This window comes from Paraburkholderia sp. EG286B, from assembly GCF_040965655.1.
Classification (GTDB): domain Bacteria; phylum Pseudomonadota; class Gammaproteobacteria; order Burkholderiales; family Burkholderiaceae; genus Paraburkholderia.
In genome coordinates this window covers 484,966-505,129 of the sequence record NZ_JBFRCF010000006.1, presented here as the reverse complement: position 1 = coordinate 505,129, position 20,164 = coordinate 484,966, and the positions used below count along the sequence as shown (strand labels likewise).

Here is a 20,164-nt window from a genome sequence, read left to right as displayed (position 1 = left end):
GCTCAGGCTCCTTCGTCGAAAAAGGCTTTGAGCAGGCGATTGACCTCCTGCGCCGCCTCCATCTGCACCATATGCCCCTTGCCCGCGATCACCTCCACGCGCACCGGCGACGGCAGCCCCTGCGCGTGGCTCGCCGGAATGATCTGGTCGGCCTCGCCCCAGATCACGAGCGCGCGCGGCGCAAGCGTCACCACACGCTCGCGGAACACACGCCGCTGCGCGCCGGCTTCGAACGCCTGCCCGGCAATCTTGCCGAGCGCGGCCTGCACGCCTTCGAGCCGCTTGTACTTCACGAGGTCCTCGACGAGCTGACGCGTGACCAGCGCGGGATCGGCGAACAGCTTCGTCACGTGCGGCTTGAGCGCATTGCGATTGCCCGCCGCGACGAAGCCCTCGATATACGCCCCATCGATCTCGCTGCCAAGGCCCGCACTCGAAATCAGCGCAAGGGATGCCACGCGCCCGGGCGCCTGCTCGGCCACCGCCATGGCCACCGCACCGCCCAGCGAGTGCCCGACGAGATGCGCGCGGTCGATCTTCTGTGCGTCGAGGAACGCGATCACGCTTTGCGCAAGCTCGTCGAGGCTGCCGCTCTCGAGCGCCTTGCCCGACTCGCCGTGACCCGGCAGATCGAGCGCCCAGACGGTGCGCTCAGCCGCGAGATCGGTGTGGTTGAAGAGCCAGTTGTTGAGATCGCCGCCGAAGCCGTGGATCAGCACGACCGGCACGCCCTCGCCTTCGCCCTGCTTCAGGTAGCGCACGGTCCGGCCGCCAATCTGCGACTTTTCCGGCTGCGGTCCCGCGTCGGCGTCGCCGGCCTGTGCGGGCACGAAGTCGCGCTGGAACTCCGCCACCGCGGCGTCGATATCCGCGTCGGCCGCTTCGGCATCGGCGACCACGCCGAGCAGCGCGCCCACGGGTAGCGTGTCGCCCTCCTGCGCGATCTGCCTCCGCAACACGCCCTCGAAAGCGCACTCGACGCCCGACGCGATCTTGTCGGACTCGACGTCGAGCAACTCATCGCCCTTGGTGACCTTGTCGCCGGGCGACTTGAGCCAGCCGTTCACCTGGCCCTGCTCCATCGACAGGCCCCATTTTGGCATCGTGATCATGTGAATCGTCATGACTTCAGCTCCTTGCTGCGCGCGCGGCTTCGGCGATCTTCTCCGCCGAGGGGATGTAGAGGTCTTCGAGCGATGCCGCGAACGGCACCGGCGTATGCGGCGCGGTGACCATTCCGACCGGTACCTTCAGCTCCTTGAACGCCTTCTGGCCAACGAGTGCGGCAATATCGGTTGCGATCGAGCAGCGCGGATTGGCTTCGTCCACGACCACGACCCGGCCCGTGCGGCGCGCGCTTTCGAGGATCGTTTCCTCGTCGAGCGGCGAAGTCGTGCGCAAGTCGATCACATCCGCCTCGATGCCGTCTTTCGCGAGCTTTTGCGCCGCGTCGAGCGCGTAGTGCACCATCCGTCCATATGTGACGATCGTGACGTCGTCGCCATCGCGCACGATGTTGGCCTCGCCGAACGGAATCGAATAGGATTCCTCCGGAACGTCGCCTTCCATCGTGTAAAGCAGCTTGTGCTCGCAGAAGATCACAGGGTCATTGTCGCGAATCGCCTCGATCATAAGGCCCTTGGCGTCATAGGGCGTGGCCGGGCACACGACCTTCAGCCCCGGAATATGCGTAAAGAGCGAGGTGAGCATCTGCGAGTGCTGCGCCGCCGCGCGCAAGCCCGCGCCATACATGGTGCGAATCACGACCGGCGTGACCGCCTTGCCGCCGAACATGTAGCGGAACTTCGCCGCCTGGTTGAAGATCTGGTCGAAGCACACGCCCATGAAGTCGATGAACATCAACTCCGCGACCGGCCGCATGCCGCACGCCGCCGCGCCCACTGCCGTGCCGATAAAGCCGCCTTCCGAGAGCGGCGTATCGAGCACGCGCCCGGGGAACTTGCCGTAAAGGCCCTTCGTCACGCCGAGCACGCCGCCCCACGCGTCCTGCTCGCCGGGCGCGCCGGCGCCGCCCGCGTTGTCCTCGCCCATCACGATCACGCTCTCGTCGCGGCCCATCTCCTGGGCGAGCGCTTCGTTGATGGCCTGCGAATAGGTGATTTTCCGTGCCATTTCCGTCTCCTTGATCTGGAATCCTGATGACCTGAGCGCGCAGCGCTTAAGGGTACGACACGTACACGTCCGTGAGCAGCGCCTCGGCCGGCGGCAGCGGCGCGGCCTTGGCCTGCGACACGGCATCGTCGATCAGTTGCTTCACTTCTGCGTCCACCTTGCGCAGATCGTCGCTGCTCGCGAGTTCGGCGCGCACCACGCGCTCCTCGAAGCGCTTCAGACAGTCCTTCTCTTCGCGCAGCTTCTGCACTTCGCCAGGGGCGCGGTAGGTTTGCGCGTCGCCTTCGAAATGGCCGAAATAGCGCGAGAGTTTCATCTCCACGAGCGTCGGGCCGCCACCGCTGCGAGCGCGGGCAATGGCCTCGCCCAGCGCCTCGTGCACGGCGAAAAAGTCGAAGCCGTCGACGATCACGCCCGGCATGCCAAAGCCGTTCGCGCGGTCGGCGATGTTGTCGGCCGCGACCGACCATGTGGACGAGGTCGCCTCGGCGTAGCCGTTGTTTTCCGCGACGAAGATCACCGGCAAGCGCCACACGGAGGCGAGATTCATCGACTCGAAGATCACCCCCTGGTTCGACGCGCCGTCACCGAAGAAGCACACGCCCACGCCACCGGTCTTCTTCTGCTTGGCGGCGAGCGCGGCCCCGCACGTGAGCGGACCGCCAGCGCCGACGATGCCGTTGGCGCCCAGCATGCCCTTCGACAGATCTGCGATATGCATCGAGCCGCCTTTGCCCCGGCACGACCCCGTGGCGCGGCCGTAGATCTCGGCCATCATCTCGCGCACGTCCACGCCCTTGGCGATGCAGTGGCCGTGGCCGCGGTGCGTGGTCGCGACGTAGTCGGTATCGTTCAGATGGCTCATCGTGCCGACTGCGGAGGCCTCCTCGCCCGCGTACAGGTGCACGAAGCCTGGAATTTCGCCGGTTGCGAACTCGACGTGCAAGCGTTCCTCGAACTCGCGGATCGTGCGCATCGAGCGATACGCGGTGAGCAACTGCTCCTTGTTCAACTGAACTGACATGGTTGTCTCCTGGGTGTACGACGCTGTACCGCTCTGGATTAGCTTGCTGCGGGGAAATACCACTGCTCCTAATGAAAAGTGAAACCGCCGTCGACGTTCACCGACTGGCCCGTGACGTTGTCCATCGTCGCGAAGAACAGGGCGAGGCGCCCCATGTCCTCCGGCGTTTGCGCGCGGCCCTGCGGGATCAGCGTGAGTTGATGGCGCTGCCAGGACTCTTCGACGCTTTCGCCTTCGGTCTTCCATTCGTCGGAGAGCCGATCCCACATATACGTGCGCACGATCCCGGGGCAAATTGCATTCACGGTGATGCCCTCGCGCGCAACCTCCTTGGCAAGCGCATTGGTGAAGCCGACCACGGCGAATTTCGAGGCGCTGTAGTGCGCGAGATTGGGGAACCCTTCCTTGCCCGCAATCGAAGCGACGTTGATGATCCGTCCGCGTTTTTGCGTGCGGAAATGCGGCAATGCAGCCTTGCAGCCGAGGAACACGCCTTTCGCATTGACGCCCATGACGAAGTCCCAGTCCCGCTCCGTCAATTCGGATACCGGACTAATGGAAATCACGCCGGCGCAGTTCACGAGAATATCGAAGCCGCCGTATTCCGAGAGCGCCTGCGAGACCATGCCTTCGAGCTGAACGGCCTGGGTGACGTCGACTTTGGCAAACGCGGCGCGTCTGCCCAGCGCCCGTATTTCATCTGCAGTCGCGGCAAGCGGTTCTTCGAGCAGATCCGCGAGCAGCACGTCCGCGCCGGCCTGCGCGAGCGTGAGCGCTATGCCGCGGCCGATGCCGCGCGCGCCGCCGGTCACGATCGCGACCTGGCCTTTCAAGGGGGTATCCATTTCAATGTCTCCTTCTTTCGGTTCCGTGTGGAGGAAGCAAGCCAGATCGCTATGCGCGCGCGGCGGCCTCGCGCAGCAATTGATGCGACGCCGCGTAACGCAGCGTGCGCGCGACATCGACGGTCAGCGGACCATTCCAGTCGAGCGTCACTTCATAGCGGTCGCCGCGCGCCGGTTCGATCTCGCGTTCGCCGTCGAACGCAAGCGTGCCGTGGTCCGCTTCGAGCGGCAGCGCCACGCCGACTTCGAGGCGCTGGCAGGTGCGCATCGTCAGGCGCTCGACGCGGCCCGGCGCAATCGGCGCGAGCAACGGCACGCCCGCGCCGCTGCCCTCGGGCGCACCCGCCTGGGCGAACGTCATATGCAGGCCGTGCGCCGCATCGCGCCCGACCGGCGCCCACGCCCCGCCGATCGACGAGAGACCGATGCCGTCGGGCGGCGCAAAGGTCAGAAAAAGTGATTCGATATCCGAACTTTCCGAAATCGCGCGCGCACCGATGAACGGCTGACGCGCCATGCAAATGTCGACGAGCGCGATTTCCTCCCGCCCGCGCGACGGTCCTTCCACGCAGCGCGCGACGAGCCGCTTGTTGCGCGAGAGCGCCGACCCGGCCGGCACCGCGCCGGTCGCGACGAGCGCGCCCGCGAGGCCCGCCACGGTGGCCTCGCGCAGTTCGGGAAAGGCGTTGTTGGTGCCGGTGGAGAGCGCGAGCAGCGGCGTCGCGCCGCAATGCGCCGCGACGGCGCGATGGGTGCCGTCGCCGCCCAGCACGGCGATCAGCGCGACCTCCTCACGCACCATGTGATCGACGCCGGCGTACGTATCGGCAACGCTTTCGCTAACCGGCAGGTCGACGAACACGACCTCGGGCCAGGGCTCGTGCGCGGCAATCGCCGCGTGCGTCTCGATCGCGCGCAGGAGCAGCGCGGCCACGCCGGTGTTGTCGCGCAACGTGAGCACGCGCGCCACGCCGAGCGCGCCCAGGCCCGCGAGCAGGCGCACGACCATGTTCGCCTTCTCGGCCGTGGGAAAGACGGATGCATGCGAAGTGAGACGGCGGATGTCGCGGCCCGATGCGGGGTTCGCGATCACGCCTACGGTCACGGGCGTCGTCACGGGTCTTGTCTCCTGATGGCGTCGCACCGTGAATGGCCGTGCGCCGCTTTTGCCAGCCAACTCTGCAAGCGTCATGCCAATGACGTCGAGGAGGCGGCACGTTCGAGCAGAAGGCCGCGTGGCGGGGTTCCGCGGTAATTGCACGCCGCGGCGCCGGCACGATTCGCGTCGCGCGCGGCGTCTCAGTCGCCGTCTCGCGTGAGCGACGCGCCGGTCGCACCGCTAGCCGCGCGCGCGAAGGAAAATGCGCACAGCCCCGCGTGGCGTGCATGAGCGGCGACTAAGCACCTCTGTCCGCCGCGTCGGAATGCGCGACAAGACACGCTGAGACGTTCGTCTCAGCCGTCTCGCATGCTGCGCTGCGGTGTGATCGCGCGCAAAGGATGTGCTACAAAAGACTCCCGCCGAACGCTTTCCGGTCCGACGTAACCCGACGTTACCCGACGCTCACCGCGAGCCGTCGCCTGGAACCGCACATGCCCTACGCCCTTGCGTCTACCCGGCACGCCGAGCGCGTGCGTGGCGCCGTAGAAGGCCGGCTGCCCGCGCCGTCCGATTCGCCGCGCCTCGTCTCGTCGTGGCAGCGCTCGTTCGAGCGCTATCAGCTGGACCCCGGCTCCGTGATCGGCCCGCGCGTGCTGAGCGCCGCCGAGCTGCGCGAGATCCGCGATCGCGAGGAGTCCTTTCTGCGCGCCTCGGGCCAGTGCCTCACGCGGCTGCACGACATGGTGCGCGAGGCCGACTACTGCGTGATGCTGACCGACGCGCACGGCGTGACGATCGACTACCGCCTCGACCGCGAGCGCCGCAACGACTTCAAGCACGCGGGCCTCTATATCGGCTCGTGCTGGTCCGAGAGCGAGGAAGGCACCTGCGGCATCGCGAACGTGCTCACCGATCTCGCGCCCATCACGGTGCACAAGACCGACCATTTCCGCGCCGCGTTCACTACGCTCACGTGCAGCGCCGCGCCGATCTTCGCGCCGGGCGGCGAGCTGATCGGCGTACTCGATGCGTCGGCCGTGCAATCGCCCGACAATCGCGAGAGCCAGCGCATCGTCAACCAGCTCGTGCGCCAGAGCGCCACGCTGATCGAAGACGGCTATTTCCTGCATCGTCTCGCATCGTGCTGGATCCTCTTCGGTCACCAGAATCGCAACTACGTGGAAGCGCAGCCCGAGCTGCTGATTGCTTTCGACGAGAACGGCAACGTGGTCGCCGCGAACCGGCGCGCGCGCGAATGCATGCCCTGTCTCGACGGCCCGCGTCATATCGACGAGATCTTCGATTCGTCGCACGTGCAGTTGCGCGACATCGGGCGCATCGAGACTATCGCGGCGCTGCGCCTGCGCGCGAACGGCTCGATGCTGTATGCGCGCATTCGCGCGCCGCTCGGGGCGAGCGGTTACGGCGGACACAGTGCACGCAGCGGACCCAGCACCGGCGCGGCGCATGGCGCCATGCCGCTGCGGCGCGACGCCGCCGAGACGCACGAATACGACCGCAGCGCGCTCGGCCCCTTCCTGCGCAGCGCCGACGCGCGCGTGGCCGAAAACGCGCGCATTGCGCAGCGCGTGGCGGGCAAGCGCTTGCCGATCCTGCTGCTCGGCGAAACCGGCGCCGGCAAGGAAGTGTTCGCGCGCGCCATTCACGACGCCGGCGCGCGACGCAATCGTCCGTTCATCGCGGTGAATTGCGGGGCGCTGCCCGAGTCGCTGATCGAGAGCGAGCTGTTCGGCTATGCGCCGGGCGCGTTCACGGGTGCGCGGCGCCACGGCGCGCGCGGCAAGATCGCGATGGCCGACGGCGGCACGCTCTTCCTCGACGAGATCGGCGACATGCCGCTCGTGCTGCAGACGCGCCTGTTGCGCGTGCTGGCCGAGGGCGAAGTCCTGCCGCTCGGGAGCGAAACGCCGGTGCGCGTCGACATCGATGTGGTCTGCGCAACGCACCGGGACCTCGCGCAGATGGCCAGCGCGGGCGCATTCCGCGACGATCTCTACTATCGCCTGAGCGGCGCGGTGCTCACGCTGCCGCCGCTGCGCGAGCGGCGCGACATCGCGATGCTCATCGACACGGTCTTCGCGGAAGAAGCGCAGGCCGCCGGCCGGCCGCTCGCGCTCGACGCCTCGCTCGCGACGCGGCTCGCGAAGTTCGCTTGGCCCGGCAACCTGCGGCAGCTGCGCAATGCGATGCGCTACGCATGCGCCGTCTGCGACACCGTGCTGGTCGAAGCGCGGCACCTGAGCGCCGACCTCGCCGCGAGCCTGCCGCCACTCGCAGCGGCGGCCGCGTCCGGCTGCCCAGCCGGCATTCCGCCAGCGTCGCCGCTCTCCGACGAAGACGAGCGCGCACGCATCGTCGCGGCGCTCACGGCGCACCGCTGGCGTCCGAACGCCGCCGCGCAGGCGCTGGGCATCTCGCGCGCGACGCTCTACCGGCGCATGGCGAAGCTCGCCATCGTCGGGCCCCATCGCGTTTGAGCCGGTTTGCGCTGACCGCTGCGCGTTTCGCGTCGCCCGATTGCACAGAAGTATTAAATATTGTGCGGCGCGATTTACTTGCCACACTCAGGCCGGTATAAATCGAGCGCTCGCGATCCACGGATACGCCATCTGGCCTATTCTTGTACCGCAGCCCCCTCCGCTGGATGCGTCGTCCGTTCCCGGCTCACTGAAATGCCCTCAATGGAGTGATTGCCATGCTCAAGAAGCTGCTGATGCTGTTCCTCGCAATCGGCCTGTCGCTGTCCGCCGTGCTCGCCGCAGCCGTGGAAGTGAACACCGCCGACGAGACCGCGCTCGAATCGGTCAAGGGCATCGGCCCCGTCCATGCCAAGGCAATCATCGACGAACGCACGAAGAACGGCCCGTTCAAGGACGCCGACGACCTCGTGAACCGCGTCAAGGGCATTGGCCCTAAGTCGGTGCAGAACCTCGAGGCGGCAGGGCTCACGATCAACGGCTCCTCCGCGCCGCCGGCGGGCAAGACGGCCAGCGCGAAGAGCGGCAAGAGCGCCGCTGCCACGAGCGCCGCGCCCGCTGCGACCACGGCCAATCCGATGACGGCGCAGACGCCGGCGGCCGCGACCACGGCGCAAGCCGCCTCGGACACCGCCGCGGGCAAGTCGAAGCACAAGAGCAAGAAGGACAAGGCAGCCGCCGCTGCCAGCGCGCCCGAAGCGGGCTCCGCTGCGGCTGCGCCGGCCACCGCATCCGATACGAAGGCGAAAAAGCCCAAAAAGTCGAAGAAGGACAAGGCCGCATCGGGGGCGGCCGCTTCCGGCGGCTGATTGCCGCCATCGTCCGGCGCGTGCAAGCCGTACACCGGACCTCGAAAACGCGGCGCCGCGTGCGCCGTCCGATTTACCGGCCGCGTCCCCCCCATCGCGGCCATCACCCAGAGAGATCGTCATGAGTCTGCTAGATACCCTCGGTTCCCTGCTCGGTTCGCAGTCGCAACAGCAAGGCGGCGGCCAGGCCCAGCTCCTCGCCGCGGCGATGGAGTTCGTCAACAACCAGCCCGGCGGGCTGAACGGCCTCATCGAGAAGTTCCAGCAAGGCGGCCTCGGCGACATCGTGCAGTCGTGGGTCGGCAACGGCGAGAACCAGCCTGTTTCGGCGGATCAACTGCACAACGTGCTCGGCTCGGACGTCGTCTCGGGTCTCGCCCAGAAGGTCGGCATGCAGCCCGACCAGGTGAGCGGCCTGCTCGCTCAGGTGCTGCCGCACGTGGTCAACGCGGGCACGCCGAACGGCGAAGTGCCGCAAGGCGGCCAGATCAACGCCGAGAGCGTGCTCGGCACGCTTGGCGGGCTGGCGTCGCTGTTCGGCGGCGGCAACAAGCAGGCGTAAGCGCCCGTTAGCGCTTCTTTGCAGGCATGAAAAAAGGGCAGCGGATCACTCCGCTGCCCTTTTCGTTTCGGCTCGGCGCGCGCCTTCCGGCACGCGTCTCACCCGAGTCCGGCGACTCGCCTTAGTGCACCACGCGCTCGAACACGAACTTGCCGTCGTGCACGCCGACCGGAATCACGTCCTTCGGCCCGAACTTGCCCGCGAGGATCAGCTTGGCGACCGGGTTCTCAATCTCCTGCTGGATCGCGCGCTTGAGCGGCCGTGCGCCGAACAGCGGATCGTAACCGACCTTGGCGATCTGGCCCAGCGCCTCGTCCGACACCATGAGTTCCATGTCGAGCTTCTCCAGACGCTCGCGCAGACGCTGCAACTGGATCTTCGCAATCGACTCGATATTCGAGCGATCGAGCGCATGGAACACGACGACCTCGTCGATCCGGTTCAGGAACTCGGGGCGGAACTGCTGCTTCACTTCGTTCCACACGGCGTCCTTCACGGCTTCCTGAGGCTCACCCGCCATCGCCTGAATGAGGTGCGAACCGAGGTTCGACGTCATCACGATCACGGTGTTCTTGAAGTCGACGGTGCGGCCCTGGCCATCGGTCATGCGGCCGTCGTCGAGCACCTGCAGCAGCACGTTGAACACGTCCGGGTGCGCCTTCTCGACTTCGTCGAGCAGGATCACGCTATACGGCTTGCGACGCACGGCCTCGGTCAGATAGCCGCCCTCTTCGTAGCCCACGTATCCCGGCGGCGCGCCGATCAAACGCGCCACGCTGTGCTTCTCCATGAACTCGCTCATGTCGATGCGGATGAGGTGATCTTCCGAATCGAACAGGAAGCCCGCCAGCGCCTTGCACAGCTCGGTCTTGCCCACCCCCGTCGGCCCGAGGAACAGGAACGAGCCGTACGGCCGGTTCGGGTCCGAGAGGCCGGCGCGCGAGCGGCGAATCGCGTCGGCCACGGCGGTAATGGCCTCGTCCTGACCGATCACGCGCTCGTGCAGTTTCTCTTCGATCTGCAGCAGCTTTTCGCGCTCGCCCTGCATCATGCGCGAAACAGGAATGCCGGTCGAACGCGACACGACTTCCGCAATTTCCTCGGCGCCCACGAGCGTGCGCAGCAGGCGCAAACGCGTGGGGTTGTTCTGCTCGTTCGCCTCGGCGAGCGTCACCTGCTTGAGCTGCGCTTCGAGTTCCGGCAACTTGCCGTACTGCAGTTCCGCGACCTTTTCGAGCTTGCCTTCGCGCTGGAAGCGATTGATCTCCGCGCGCACCCGGTCGATCTCTTCCTTGATCTGCGCGCCGCCCTGCACCGCGGCCTTCTCGGTGGTCCAGATCTCTTCGAGGTCCTTATATTCGAGGCTCAGCCGGTCGATCTCTTCCTCGATCAGCTGCAGACGCTTTTGCGACGCTTCGTCCTTCTCTTTCTTGACGGCCTCGCGCTCGATCTTCAGCTGGATCAGGCGGCGATCGAGCTTGTCCATGGCTTCGGGCTTCGAATCGATTTCCATCTTGATCTTCGAAGCCGCTTCGTCGATCAGGTCGATGGCCTTGTCCGGCAGGAAACGGTCGGTGATGTAGCGATGCGAGAGCTCCGCCGCCGCGACGATCGCCGGATCGGTGATTTCCACGCCGTGGTGCAGCTCGTACTTCTCCTTCAGGCCGCGCAGGATCGCGATGGTCGCCTCGACCGACGGTTCATCGACGAGCACTTTCTGGAAGCGGCGTTCGAGTGCGGCGTCCTTTTCGATGTACTTGCGATATTCGTCGAGCGTCGTCGCGCCGATGCAGTGCAGCTCGCCGCGCGAGAGCGCCGGCTTGAGCATGTTGCCCGCGTCCAGCGCGCCTTCGGCCTTGCCCGCGCCGACCATCGTGTGAATTTCATCGATGAAGACGATGGTCTGGCCTTCGTCCTTGGCGATGTCGTTGAGCACGGCCTTCAGGCGTTCCTCGAACTCGCCGCGATATTTCGCGCCCGCGAGCAGCGCGGCCATGTCGAGCGAGAGCACGCGCTTGCCCTTGAGCGTCTCGGGCACTTCGCCGTTGACGATGCGCTGCGCGAGGCCTTCGACGATGGCCGTCTTGCCCACGCCCGGTTCGCCGATCAGCACCGGATTGTTCTTGGTGCGGCGTTGCAGGATCTGGATCGAGCGGCGGATTTCGTCGTCACGGCCGATCACGGGGTCGAGCTTGCCCGACCGCGCGCGCTCGGTCAGATCGACGGTGTACTTCTTGAGCGCTTCGCGCTGGCTCTCGGCGTCCTGGCTGTGCACCTGCGCGCCGCCGCGCACCGCGACGATCGCGGCTTCGAGCGACTTGCGCGTCAGGCCGTGCTGGCGCGCGAGACGACCCGCTTCGCCCCTGTCTTCGGAAACAGCGAGCAGGAACATCTCGCTCGCGATATAGGTGTCGTTGAGCTTCTGCGCTTCCTTGTCGGCCTGATTGAGCAGACCCGTGAGCTCGCGGCCGATCTGCACGTTGCCGTCGGTGCCCTGCACCTGCGGCAAGCGGTTGATGGCGTCGTTCAGCGCGTTCTGCAGCGCCTGGACCTGCACGCCCGCACGCGACATGAGCGAGCGCGCGGAGCCGTCCTGCTGCGCGACGAGCGCAGCCAGCAGGTGAACGGGTTCGATGTACTGGTTATCGTGGCCCACCGCGAGGCTTTGCGCGTCGGCGATGGCTTCCTGGAACTTGGTGGTGAGTTTGTCGATTCTCATTTGATGCGAGACCTCCAGATTTCTAGACTGTCACCAAATTTGAGGGGGGACGCGCCGGTTTCAAGCGCTCTGGCGTCATTTTTTCCGATTTCTGCGATTCAAGCGCAGGCGGCGGCCATCGGCAACCCCTGCCGCGGCGTGAGAAAACGGGGAAAGAATGCGAGGCGGCCGCAGCCGCGCGAGGCAAAGCGCCGCGGCTCGGGGAGATGAAAAACGAAGAGGTGACGCCGACGCGTCCTTCAATGCTCGCGTGAAGACGCGGAGCGCGCTGCCTGCGCGCGCGGCATGAACTGGATTGGCGCGAGGCCGAGCAGCCCGGTCAGTTCGCCTGCCGGCTGCGCCAGCTCGCCGATGGTATGGCGGTCGAGTTCCGCGAGAAACGCATCGCGCGCCGCCGCCAGTGCGTGCTTGAGCCGGCACTGCGGCTCGATGACGCAGCTGCGCCGGTCGCCATGCTCGTCCGGAAAGCAGCCGACCAGCGAGAAGTCACTTTCCGTCTCACGGACGACCGCGCCAACGCTCAGCTCGAGCGATGCAGGCGCGAGCCGCAAGCCGCCATTGCGCCCGCGGACGGTGTCGACCCAGCCAAGCTCGCCAAGGCGCTGCACGACTTTCATCAGATGATTCTTCGATACGCCGTAGGCGTCCGAGATCTCCTGGATCGTGGCCAGGCTGTCGCGACGCAGCGCGAGATACAGCATCACGCGCAACGAATAGTCGGTGTAGTCGGTCAGTCTCATGGCGGTCGCAATGACAGAGGTGGTGCGGGTGACAGAAACCCACACAATAACATGCAGGTAGCATGCAGGTTTTGCCTGGACTGGGTATGATTGTCACTTCGATGGACGCTTCGCAGTGCCTGGCAGCTTGCATGCGGCTCACTGTCGCACCGTGCCGGCGCCCCGCCGCCGACTACACTCCAGGCACCCCAGGTATCACCCAGGCCCCAAATGACTCGCCCCGACACCCGCCCCGCTGCCACGCTGCACGCCCAGCCGACTGAAGAGAACCTCCGCGAACTCGTCTACGCGTTCTACGACCGCGTGCGCGACGACGCCATGCTCGGACCGGTGTTCGACGGCGTGCTCGCCGGGCGCTGGGACGAACATCTGCCGAAAATGTGCCGCTTCTGGTCGAGTCTCGTGCTCGGCACCAAAAGCTACCGCGGCAACGTGCAGCAGGCGCACGATCCGGTGCCCGGCGTCGAACCGCAGCATTTCAGCCGCTGGCTCTATCTTTTCCTCGATACGGTTCAGGCTCGCTACGAGCCCGCGGCGGCGGTGCAGTTCATGGAACCCGCGTTGCGGATTGCGCAAAGCCTGCAACTGAGCCGCTTTGGCTGGGGCTACACGATTCCGCCCGAGCAACAGGCCCTTCTCGATCGCGTAGCGCCGCGCAGGCGCCCCGCCAGCCACGGCCACGACTTGCCTACGCGCCCGACCGGCGAGCCGTTTCCGGCCCGTTTCATTGGCCGCCAGATGGATGTCGACGAGAGCACGCCGGCAGAGTGAGCGCATCTGCTTTCAGGGCGGTGCGGAAATAGGCAGTTAGTTGCGTTACAAGGGGGCGGCGGTGAACTACATCTGTCCCTTCACCCCGGCGGACGAGCACCTAGCTGGATTCCCGCGAAGCGTTCCCCGACGCCACACCCCAGCGCGCCAGCGCCGTATCGTCGCTCTCGCGTGCATCGACCCAGCGCGCGCCCTGCTCCGTCTCTTCCTTCTTCCAGAACGGCGCCTCGGTCTTGAGGTAATCCATCACGAACTCGCAGGACGCGAACGCGTCGCCGCGATGCTTCGAGGTGGTCGCGACCAGCACGATCTGGTCGAGCGGCTCGAGCTTGCCCACCCTGTGTACGATCAGCACCTCGATGCCCGCCCAGCGCCGCTGCGCTTCGGCGACGATCGCCTCCAGCGCCTTCTCGGTCATGCCCGGATAGTGCTCGAGTTCGAGCGAGGCGATCGTGCTGCCATCGTTCAGATCGCGCACCGTGCCGACGAAGCACGCCACCGCGCCGATCGCCGGATTGCGCGCACGCAGCTGCGCCACCTCCGCGGTGAGGTCGAAATCTTCCGTTTGTACGCGCACGGGCATCGTGAGTCTCCTGTGACGCTCAGCCGCCCGTCACCGGCGGGAAAAACGCCACTTCGCAGCCCTCGGTGATGCGCGTGCGCGGATCCGTCATCACGTGATTGCAGGCCATGCGCAGCGCGCGGCCTTCCGCCAGCGTCTCGGCCCAGACACCGCCACGCGCACGCAGCCAGCCGCGCACGTCGCCGACCGTCGCGATGCCGTCCGGCAGCGTGACCGTTTCGTCCGCGACGCCAAGCGCCTCGCGCACACTCGCAAAAAATTTCAACTGGATCTTCATCGCTCGAGGCTTTTCAGTACAGCAATTCGGTGAACGGAATAAAGCGCACGGTCTCGCCGGCGCTGATCACATGATTGGGCGGATTGTCGATGAGACCGTCGCCCCAGACCGTGGAGGTGAGAACCGCCGAACTCTGGTTCGGGAACAGGTCGAGACCGCCAGCCGGGTTCACGCGCGCGCGCAGGAATTCGTTGCGGCGGTCGCTCTTCGCCTGGGTGAAATCAGCACGCAGCGAGAGCGCGCGCGGGCTCACCTGGGTCGCGCCCGCAAGCCGCAGCAGGAACGGACGCACGAACAACAGAAAGGTGACGAAACTCGACACCGGGTTGCCCGGCAGCCCGATGAAGAACGCCTCGCCGGTTCCCGCGTTCGTCGCCCCTTGCGCCCGACGCACTGCGCCGAACGCGAGCGGCTTGCCCGGCTTCATGGCGATCTGCCACAGGTTGATGCGGCCTTCGGCCTCGACGGCAGGCCGCACGTGATCCTCCTCGCCGACCGAGACGCCGCCCGAGGTGAGGATGAGGTCGTGGGCGGCGGCCGCCTCGCGCAGCGTCGCGCGTGTGACGTCGAGCTGGTCCGGCACGATGCCGTAGTCGGTGACTTCGCAGCCGAGGTTGCGCAAGAGGCCCGTGAGCGTGAAGCGGTTCGAGTTGTAGATCGCGCCGGGCTTGAGCGGCTCGCCCGGCATCGTCAGCTCGTCGCCGGTGAAGAACACCGCGACCTTCACGCGGCGCACGACGGTGAGCGTGGCGCACCCGACCGACGCCGCGAGCCCGAGCGCCGCCGGCGTGAGGCGCGTGCCCGCCGGCAGGATCACCGTGTTCTTGCGGATATCGGCGCCCTGCGCCGTGATCCATTCGCCCGCCTTGGGCGTGTGCAGAAAAGTAACGGCGCCTTCCGCGGCCTCGGTCTGCTCCTGCATCACCACGGCGTCCGCGCCCGGCGGCACCGTCGCGCCCGTGAAGATGCGCGCCGCCGTGCCCGCCGCGAGCGGCTGTGGCGCGTGACCCGCGGGAATGCGCTGGGAAACCGGCAGACGGCGGCTGCCTTGCGCGAGATCGGCCACGCGCACCGCGTAGCCGTCCATTGCGCTCGTATGCATCGGCGGCACGTCGAGCGGCGAAACGACGTCTACGGCGAGCACGCGGTTCAGCGCGTCGAACGTCGAAATCGTTTCGGCGCCGGCGAGCGGCTGCGCCGCGGCAAGCAGCGCGGCGAGGGCGTCGGCGGTGGAGAGCATCGACGCGCGCGGCGCGGGCGCCGGCGCAGCGGAAGACGGGGACGTAGGCGTGGACATCGAGGTCGTCTCGGACTTGGCGGCGGGGCCGCCAGCAGCGGTTGGTCTGCCGTTATTGTAGCGGCGCGACCGGCGCGCTGTGCCTTATGCCGTGGATATCCCTGGCGCGCGATGCCTGCGCATGCGCACGATCGGCTGAAGTGATGCAGCGGACGGGTTCGGGCAACCCGCCGCCGCGTAAAAGCTGAGGCGATGTCGACACGCCGGGACCGCGAACCGATCCGGCCCCGGCTGCGTCGATCAGTCCGCCGTATGAGCGGCGATATAGTCCTTCACGCGCTGGGCGTCGGCCGGCACGACTTCGAAGCGCTGCGGCAGCGCCTCGAGGCCTTCGAACGCCGCCGGACGCTCCGGCTCGCGGTCCAGCGCTTCGCGAATCGTCTCGCCGAACTTCACCGGCTGCGCGGTTTCGAGCACGATCATCGGCACACCGGGCTGCAGGTGTTCGCGGGCGACCTTCACGCCGTCGGCCGTATGGGTGTCGATCATCGTCTGGTAGCGCGAGTAGATGTCGCGAATCGTGGCGATGCGGTCGTCGTGGCTGCTGCGGCCCGAAACGAAGCCGAACTGCTGCACGCGCACGAAGTCGCCGCTCGCCACGAGATCGAAGCCGCCCTTCTCCTCGACGTCGCGGAACAGCTGCGTCACGCGCGCCGGATCGCGGCCCAGCAAGTCGTACACGAAGCGCTCGAAATTCGACGCCTTCGAGATGTCCATGCTCGGGCTCGTCGTGTGATACGTCTCGGCCGAGCCGCGCACGCGATAAATGCCGGTGCGGAAGAACTCGTCGAGCACGTCGTTCTCGTTGGTCGCGACCACGAGCTTTTCGATCGGCAGGCCCATCATGCGCGCGATATGGCCCGCGCATACGTTGCCGAAGTTGCCCGAGGGCACCGTGAACGAAACGCGCTCGTCGTTCGACTTCGTCGCCGCGAAGTAGCCGGCAAAGTAGTACACGACCTGCGCCACGACGCGCGCCCAGTTGATCGAATTGACCGTGCCGATCTTCTGCTGCGCCTTGAACGCGTGGTCGTTCGAAACCGCCTTGACGATGTCCTGGCAGTCGTCGAACACGCCTTCAACAGCCAGATTGAAGATGTTCGGGTCCTGCAGGCTGAACATCTGCGCCGTCTGGAACGCGCTCATCTTCCTGTGCGGCGAAAGCATGAACACGCGCACGCCCTTCTTGCCGCGCATGGCGTATTCCGCCGCGCTGCCGGTGTCGCCCGAGGTCGCGCCGAGAATGTTCAGCTCCTGGCCGGCCTTCGCGAGCGCGTACTCGAACAGGTTGCCGAGCAGCTGCATCGCCATGTCCTTGAACGCGAGCGTCGGACCGTTCGAGAGTTCGAGCAGCGAGAGCTGCGCGCCGTTTTCCTCGCCAAGCGTGGTGAGCGGCGTGATCTTGCTCGCGTCTTCGCCATGGCGCACGTTGCGGTAGGTCTCGCCCGTGTAGGTGCGGCGCGCGATCTCGCGCAGGTCGTCGGCGGGAATGTCGCCGGCGAACTTCGAGAGGATCTCGAACGCGAGATCCGCGTACGAAAGGCCGCGCCAGCGCGCCAGTTCTTCCTTGCTGATCTGCGGATACTCGGCCGGCAGATACAGGCCGCCGTCGCGCGCGAGGCCGCCCAGCAGGATGTCGGAAAACGAATGATGCTCGCCGGCGCCCGCGCCGCGCGTAGATACGTAATTCATAGCCCTTGCCTTAGTTCAGTCCTTCCATGCGCAGCTTCGTGACCTGCGACTTCACCGTCGCGAGCTTCTCGATCTGCGCGATCGCCGCGTTGACGTTCTTCTCGATCGTCTCGTGGGTGATCAGGATGATGTCGGTTTCCGCCTTGCCTTGCGCGTCGACCTGCTCCGCTTCCTTTTGCAGCAGCGCGTCGATCGAGATGCCGCTGTCCGCCAGGATGCGCGTGATGGCCGCCATCACGCCGGTCTGGTCCGCCACGCGCAGGCGCAGGTAGTAGCCGCTCGTGACTTCGTCGATCGGCAGGATCGGCGTGTTCGAGAGGCTGTCCGGCTGGAATGCCAGATGCGGCACGCGGTGCTCGGGGTCGGCCGTGTGCAGACGCGTCACATCGACGAGATCGGCCACCACGGCGGAGGCCGTCGGCTCCGCACCCGCGCCCTTGCCGTAGTACAGCGTCGTGCCCACCGCGTCGCCATGCACGACCACCGCGTTCATCGCACCTTCCACGTTGGCGAGCAGGCGCTTGGCCGGAATCAGCGTGGGATGCGTGCGCAGCTCGATGCCGCGCTCGGTGCGGCGCGCGATGCCGAGCAGCTTGATGCGATAGCCCAGCTCTTCCGCGTACTTGATGTCGATGGCGTCGAGCTTGCTGATGCCTTCCACGTACGCCTTGTCGAACTGCACGGGCACGCCGAACGCGATCGCGCTCATGATCGTCGCCTTGTGCGCGGCGTCCACGCCTTCGATGTCGAAGGTCGGATCGGCTTCGGCGTAGCCCAGTTCCTGCGCGGCTTTCAATGCGGTCGCGAAGTCGAGCCCGCGCTCGCGCATTTCCGAGAGGATGTAGTTGGTCGTGCCGTTGATGATGCCGGCGATGTACTGGATGCGGTTGGCCGTGAGACCTTCGCGCAGCGCCTTGATGATGGGGATGCCGCCCGCCACGGCCGCCTCGAACGCGACCATCACGCCCTTGGCGCGCGCCGCTTCGAAGATCTCGGTGCCGTGCACCGCCAGCAGCGCCTTGTTCGCCGTGACGACATGCTTGCCATTGGCAATCGCGCGCAGCACGAGATCCCTGGCGAGCGTCGTGCCGCCGATCATTTCGGCGACGATCGAAATCGAGGGATCGTCGACCACGGCGTTGAAGTCGGTCGTCAGGTCGACGCTGCCGGCTTCACTGCCGAGCGCCGTCGTGGCCTTGGCCGGGTTGCGCACGGCAATGCGCGCCACCTCGATGCCGCGGCCCGCGCGGCGTTTGATTTCTTCCTGGTTGCGGCGCAGTACCGTGAAGGTGCCGCTGCCCACCGTGCCGAAGCCCAAGAGACCTACTTTGATCGGATCCATGCAGCGTGTGTTCGTCCAAGTGTTTGAAAAGGGAATGCGTGTGACTGGCTCAGGTGCCGTGCCGCTGACGATAACCGTCGAGGAAGCGCGCGATGCGGTTGATCGAATCGGTCAGGTCGTCGACGTTCGGCAGGAACACCACGCGGAAGTGGTCCGGCTGCTTCCAGTTGAAGCCCGTGCCCTGCACGAGCAGCACGCGCTCCTGCAGCAGCAGATCGAGGATGAACTGCTGGTCGTTCTCGATCGGATAGAGCTTCGGGTCGAGGCGCGGGAACATGTAGAGCGCTGCCTCGGGCTTCACGCAGGTCACGCCGGGAATGGCCGTGAGCATGTTGTACGCGAGTTCGCGCTGGCGATACAGGCGCCCGCCCGGCTGGATCAGCTCGTTGATGCTCTGGTAGCCGCCCAGCGCCGTCTGGATCGCGTACTGGCCCGGCACGTTCGCGCACAGGCGCATCGAGGCGAGAATGCCGAGACCTTCCGTGTAGTCCTTCGAGCGGCGGCGGTTTTCCCCCGTCATGCCCGAGAGGAACATCCAGCCCGCGCGGTAGCCGCACGCGCGATAGCTCTTCGACAGGCTGTTGAGCGTGACGGTGATCACGTCTTCCGAGAGCGAGCCGAGCGCCGTGTGCGTCTTGCCGTCGTAGATGATCTTGTCGTAGACCTCGTCGGCGAACAGGATCAGGCCGTGCTCGCGCGCGATCGCCACGAGCCCGCGCAGCAGGTCGTCAGAATAAAGCGCGCCGGTCGGGTTGTTCGGGTTGATGACGACGATCGCGCGCGTGTTCGGCGTGATCTTCGAGCGGATGTCGTCGAGGTCGGGCATCCACGCGTTCGACTCGTCGCAGATGTAGTGCACGGGCGTGCCGCCCGAGAGGCTCACCGCCGCCGTCCACAGCGGATAGTCGGGCGCGGGCAGCAGCACTTCGTCGCCGTCGTTCAGGAGCGCCTGCATGGCCATGACGATCAGTTCGGACGCGCCGTTGCCGATGTAGATGTCGTCGAGCTCGACGCCCTTGATGCCCTTTTGCTGCGCGTAATGCATGATCGCCTTGCGCGCGGCGAACACACCCTTCGAATCCGAATACCCCGAGGAGCCCGGCAGGTTCAGGATCATGTCCTGAATGACCTCGTCGGGCGCGTCGAAACCGAACGGCGCAAGATTGCCGATGTTCAGCTTGATGATGCGATGGCCTTCTTCTTCGAGGCGCTTCGCGTGCTCGAGCACCGGCCCGCGGATGTCGTAGCAAACGTTCTGCAGCTTGTTGGATTTGAGAATCGGTTTCACGGCGGGCTATCGGTCAGAGAAGCGGTCAGAGAATCAGTCAGGGCGTCAGCGGCGAGTAAGACGCGGTAAAAGGGCTGGAACAGGCTGAAATGCCGTTGACCGGCCGGCGGATGGCGCCTTGGCGGACAGGACAGGCAAGGGGGCCGGAGGGCGCCCCCGGCGGGACAAAAGCCGTGCACGATTGCGAAGGGAGCGCCGGGCGCACGCGCGACGCTTCGCAAAGCGTACGCTGGTGGCCAACCCGACTTCCCCAAAACCGCCCCGGCAGCTTGTGGCTGCCCTCGCCCGATGCGCGGATGGCGCGCGTAGCGGCCTGCCGGCGCGGTCTACCCGCGGGCGCCGCCGCAGCGGCGGCTAAAAAGCTATAATTTAGCGGATTTTGACCAACTTCCGCAATGCGCAATCGGCCAGGAGGCGGGTCGCGAAGCGGGTGACACGGCGGGCTGCAAGGCGGTTCGCGCCGAGGCCGGCGTCGGCACAGG

At 66.4% G+C, this 20,164-nt stretch carries 17 protein-coding genes; 4 read left to right on the top strand and 13 right to left on the bottom strand.

All coding sequences use genetic code 11. The features are described from left to right. Nucleotides 1–2: 2 nt before the first annotated feature. The 5 genes from AB4Y42_RS16435 to AB4Y42_RS16415 all read right to left on the bottom strand — a co-directional run bounded on the left by AB4Y42_RS16435 (nucleotide 3) and on the right by AB4Y42_RS16415 (nucleotide 5,119). The gene (locus AB4Y42_RS16435; protein ID WP_368686360.1) at nucleotides 3–1,124 is read right to left on the bottom strand and encodes an acetoin dehydrogenase dihydrolipoyllysine-residue acetyltransferase subunit; all 1,122 of its coding nucleotides are present in this window, start codon (nucleotides 1,122–1,124) and stop codon (nucleotides 3–5) included. A gap of 4 nt (nucleotides 1,125–1,128) precedes the next feature. Further along, nucleotides 1,129–2,133 carry an alpha-ketoacid dehydrogenase subunit beta gene (locus AB4Y42_RS16430; protein ID WP_321928439.1) on the bottom strand — a complete coding sequence of 335 codons (1,005 nt, stop codon included), beginning with the start codon at nucleotides 2,131–2,133 and terminating at the stop codon, nucleotides 1,129–1,131. A gap of 46 nt (nucleotides 2,134–2,179) precedes the next feature. Further along, nucleotides 2,180–3,157: a thiamine pyrophosphate-dependent dehydrogenase E1 component subunit alpha gene (locus AB4Y42_RS16425; RefSeq protein ID WP_368694726.1), complete on the bottom strand. Its 978-nt coding sequence runs from the start codon at nucleotides 3,155–3,157 to the stop codon at nucleotides 2,180–2,182. A 68-nt stretch (nucleotides 3,158–3,225) separates the two neighbouring features. Continuing rightward, a complete protein-coding gene (locus AB4Y42_RS16420; RefSeq protein ID WP_368686362.1) occupies nucleotides 3,226–4,002 on the bottom strand; it encodes an SDR family NAD(P)-dependent oxidoreductase in 777 nt (258 codons plus the stop codon). A 49-nt stretch (nucleotides 4,003–4,051) separates the two neighbouring features. Beyond that, nucleotides 4,052–5,119, bottom strand: coding sequence for an ATP-NAD kinase family protein (locus AB4Y42_RS16415; protein WP_368686363.1), 1,068 nt, complete (start codon nucleotides 5,117–5,119; stop codon nucleotides 4,052–4,054). 476 nt (nucleotides 5,120–5,595) lie between these two features. Between AB4Y42_RS16415 and AB4Y42_RS16410 the strand changes: the two genes are divergently transcribed. The 3 genes from AB4Y42_RS16410 (at nucleotide 5,596) to AB4Y42_RS16400 (ending at nucleotide 8,973) form a co-directional block, all read left to right on the top strand. Then, nucleotides 5,596–7,602, top strand: coding sequence for a sigma-54-dependent Fis family transcriptional regulator (locus AB4Y42_RS16410; protein WP_368686364.1), 2,007 nt, complete (start codon nucleotides 5,596–5,598; stop codon nucleotides 7,600–7,602). A gap of 218 nt (nucleotides 7,603–7,820) precedes the next feature. Next, entirely contained in the window at nucleotides 7,821–8,411 is a 591-nt protein-coding gene (locus AB4Y42_RS16405) for a ComEA family DNA-binding protein (RefSeq protein WP_368694725.1), read from the top strand. 121 nt (nucleotides 8,412–8,532) lie between these two features. Beyond that, the gene (locus AB4Y42_RS16400; RefSeq protein WP_342920471.1) at nucleotides 8,533–8,973 is read left to right on the top strand and encodes a YidB family protein; all 441 of its coding nucleotides are present in this window, start codon (nucleotides 8,533–8,535) and stop codon (nucleotides 8,971–8,973) included. A 121-nt stretch (nucleotides 8,974–9,094) separates the two neighbouring features. Here AB4Y42_RS16400 and clpB read toward each other — a convergent pair whose 3' ends face one another. Together clpB and AB4Y42_RS16390 are read right to left on the bottom strand one after the other, a co-directional pair. After that, the gene (gene clpB, locus AB4Y42_RS16395) at nucleotides 9,095–11,692 is read right to left on the bottom strand and encodes an ATP-dependent chaperone ClpB (RefSeq protein ID WP_368686366.1); all 2,598 of its coding nucleotides are present in this window, start codon (nucleotides 11,690–11,692) and stop codon (nucleotides 9,095–9,097) included. A 239-nt stretch (nucleotides 11,693–11,931) separates the two neighbouring features. Then, nucleotides 11,932–12,432, bottom strand: a complete 501-nt coding sequence (locus AB4Y42_RS16390; protein WP_342920473.1) for an Rrf2 family transcriptional regulator — start codon at nucleotides 12,430–12,432, stop codon at nucleotides 11,932–11,934. A 210-nt stretch (nucleotides 12,433–12,642) separates the two neighbouring features. On the opposite strand from AB4Y42_RS16390, the gene AB4Y42_RS16385 reads away from it, so the two are divergent. Further along, a complete protein-coding gene (locus AB4Y42_RS16385; RefSeq protein ID WP_368694724.1) occupies nucleotides 12,643–13,203 on the top strand; it encodes a group III truncated hemoglobin in 561 nt (186 codons plus the stop codon). Nucleotides 13,204–13,303: 100 nt separating this feature from the next. Here AB4Y42_RS16385 and AB4Y42_RS16380 read toward each other — a convergent pair whose 3' ends face one another. The 6 genes from AB4Y42_RS16380 to AB4Y42_RS16355 form a co-directional block, all read right to left on the bottom strand. Continuing rightward, nucleotides 13,304–13,786, bottom strand: coding sequence for a molybdenum cofactor biosynthesis protein MoaE (locus AB4Y42_RS16380; protein ID WP_368686368.1), 483 nt, complete (start codon nucleotides 13,784–13,786; stop codon nucleotides 13,304–13,306). Between the two features lie 19 nt (nucleotides 13,787–13,805). Next, nucleotides 13,806–14,063: a molybdopterin converting factor subunit 1 gene (moaD, locus tag AB4Y42_RS16375; protein WP_254314079.1), complete on the bottom strand. Its 258-nt coding sequence runs from the start codon at nucleotides 14,061–14,063 to the stop codon at nucleotides 13,806–13,808. 13 nt (nucleotides 14,064–14,076) lie between these two features. Beyond that, on the bottom strand, nucleotides 14,077–15,303 hold the full coding sequence (gene glp / locus AB4Y42_RS16370; protein ID WP_368694752.1) for a gephyrin-like molybdotransferase Glp: 1,227 nt from the start codon (nucleotides 15,301–15,303) through the stop codon (nucleotides 14,077–14,079). Between the two features lie 297 nt (nucleotides 15,304–15,600). Continuing rightward, nucleotides 15,601–17,052 (bottom strand): threonine synthase, encoded by a 1,452-nt coding sequence (thrC, locus tag AB4Y42_RS16365; RefSeq protein ID WP_368686369.1) that lies wholly within the window; start codon nucleotides 17,050–17,052, stop codon nucleotides 15,601–15,603. Between the two features lie 10 nt (nucleotides 17,053–17,062). After that, nucleotides 17,063–18,394 (bottom strand): homoserine dehydrogenase, encoded by a 1,332-nt coding sequence (locus AB4Y42_RS16360; RefSeq protein ID WP_368686370.1) that lies wholly within the window; start codon nucleotides 18,392–18,394, stop codon nucleotides 17,063–17,065. A 49-nt stretch (nucleotides 18,395–18,443) separates the two neighbouring features. Continuing rightward, nucleotides 18,444–19,682, bottom strand: coding sequence for a pyridoxal phosphate-dependent aminotransferase (locus tag AB4Y42_RS16355; RefSeq protein ID WP_069267526.1), 1,239 nt, complete (start codon nucleotides 19,680–19,682; stop codon nucleotides 18,444–18,446). Nucleotides 19,683–20,164: the final 482 nt, after the last annotated feature.

Bases quoted from the DNA above. Each gene is read 5' to 3' on its own strand.
- AB4Y42_RS16405 (WP_368694725.1), top strand. From the start codon at position 7,821: ATGCTCAAGAAGCTGCTGATGCTGTTCCTCGCAATCGGCCTGTCGCTG.
- AB4Y42_RS16400 (WP_342920471.1), top strand. From the start codon at position 8,533: ATGAGTCTGCTAGATACCCTCGGTTCCCTGCTCGGTTCGCAGTCGCAA.
- AB4Y42_RS16390 (WP_342920473.1), bottom strand. From the start codon at position 12,432: ATGAGACTGACCGACTACACCGACTATTCGTTGCGCGTGATGCTGTAT.
- AB4Y42_RS16430 (WP_321928439.1), bottom strand. From the start codon at position 2,133: ATGGCACGGAAAATCACCTATTCGCAGGCCATCAACGAAGCGCTCGCC.
- AB4Y42_RS16425 (WP_368694726.1), bottom strand. From the start codon at position 3,157: ATGTCAGTTCAGTTGAACAAGGAGCAGTTGCTCACCGCGTATCGCTCG.
- AB4Y42_RS16420 (WP_368686362.1), bottom strand. From the start codon at position 4,002: ATGGATACCCCCTTGAAAGGCCAGGTCGCGATCGTGACCGGCGGCGCG.
- AB4Y42_RS16360 (WP_368686370.1), bottom strand. From the start codon at position 18,394: ATGGATCCGATCAAAGTAGGTCTCTTGGGCTTCGGCACGGTGGGCAGC.
- AB4Y42_RS16385 (WP_368694724.1), top strand. From the start codon at position 12,643: ATGACTCGCCCCGACACCCGCCCCGCTGCCACGCTGCACGCCCAGCCG.
- AB4Y42_RS16380 (WP_368686368.1), bottom strand. From the start codon at position 13,786: ATGCCCGTGCGCGTACAAACGGAAGATTTCGACCTCACCGCGGAGGTG.
- thrC (WP_368686369.1), bottom strand. From the start codon at position 17,052: ATGAATTACGTATCTACGCGCGGCGCGGGCGCCGGCGAGCATCATTCG.
- moaD (WP_254314079.1), bottom strand. From the start codon at position 14,063: ATGAAGATCCAGTTGAAATTTTTTGCGAGTGTGCGCGAGGCGCTTGGC.
- AB4Y42_RS16410 (WP_368686364.1), top strand. From the start codon at position 5,596: ATGCCCTACGCCCTTGCGTCTACCCGGCACGCCGAGCGCGTGCGTGGC.
- AB4Y42_RS16435 (WP_368686360.1), bottom strand. From the start codon at position 1,124: ATGACGATTCACATGATCACGATGCCAAAATGGGGCCTGTCGATGGAG.
- clpB (WP_368686366.1), bottom strand. From the start codon at position 11,692: ATGAGAATCGACAAACTCACCACCAAGTTCCAGGAAGCCATCGCCGAC.
- glp (WP_368694752.1), bottom strand. From the start codon at position 15,303: ATGCTCTCCACCGCCGACGCCCTCGCCGCGCTGCTTGCCGCGGCGCAG.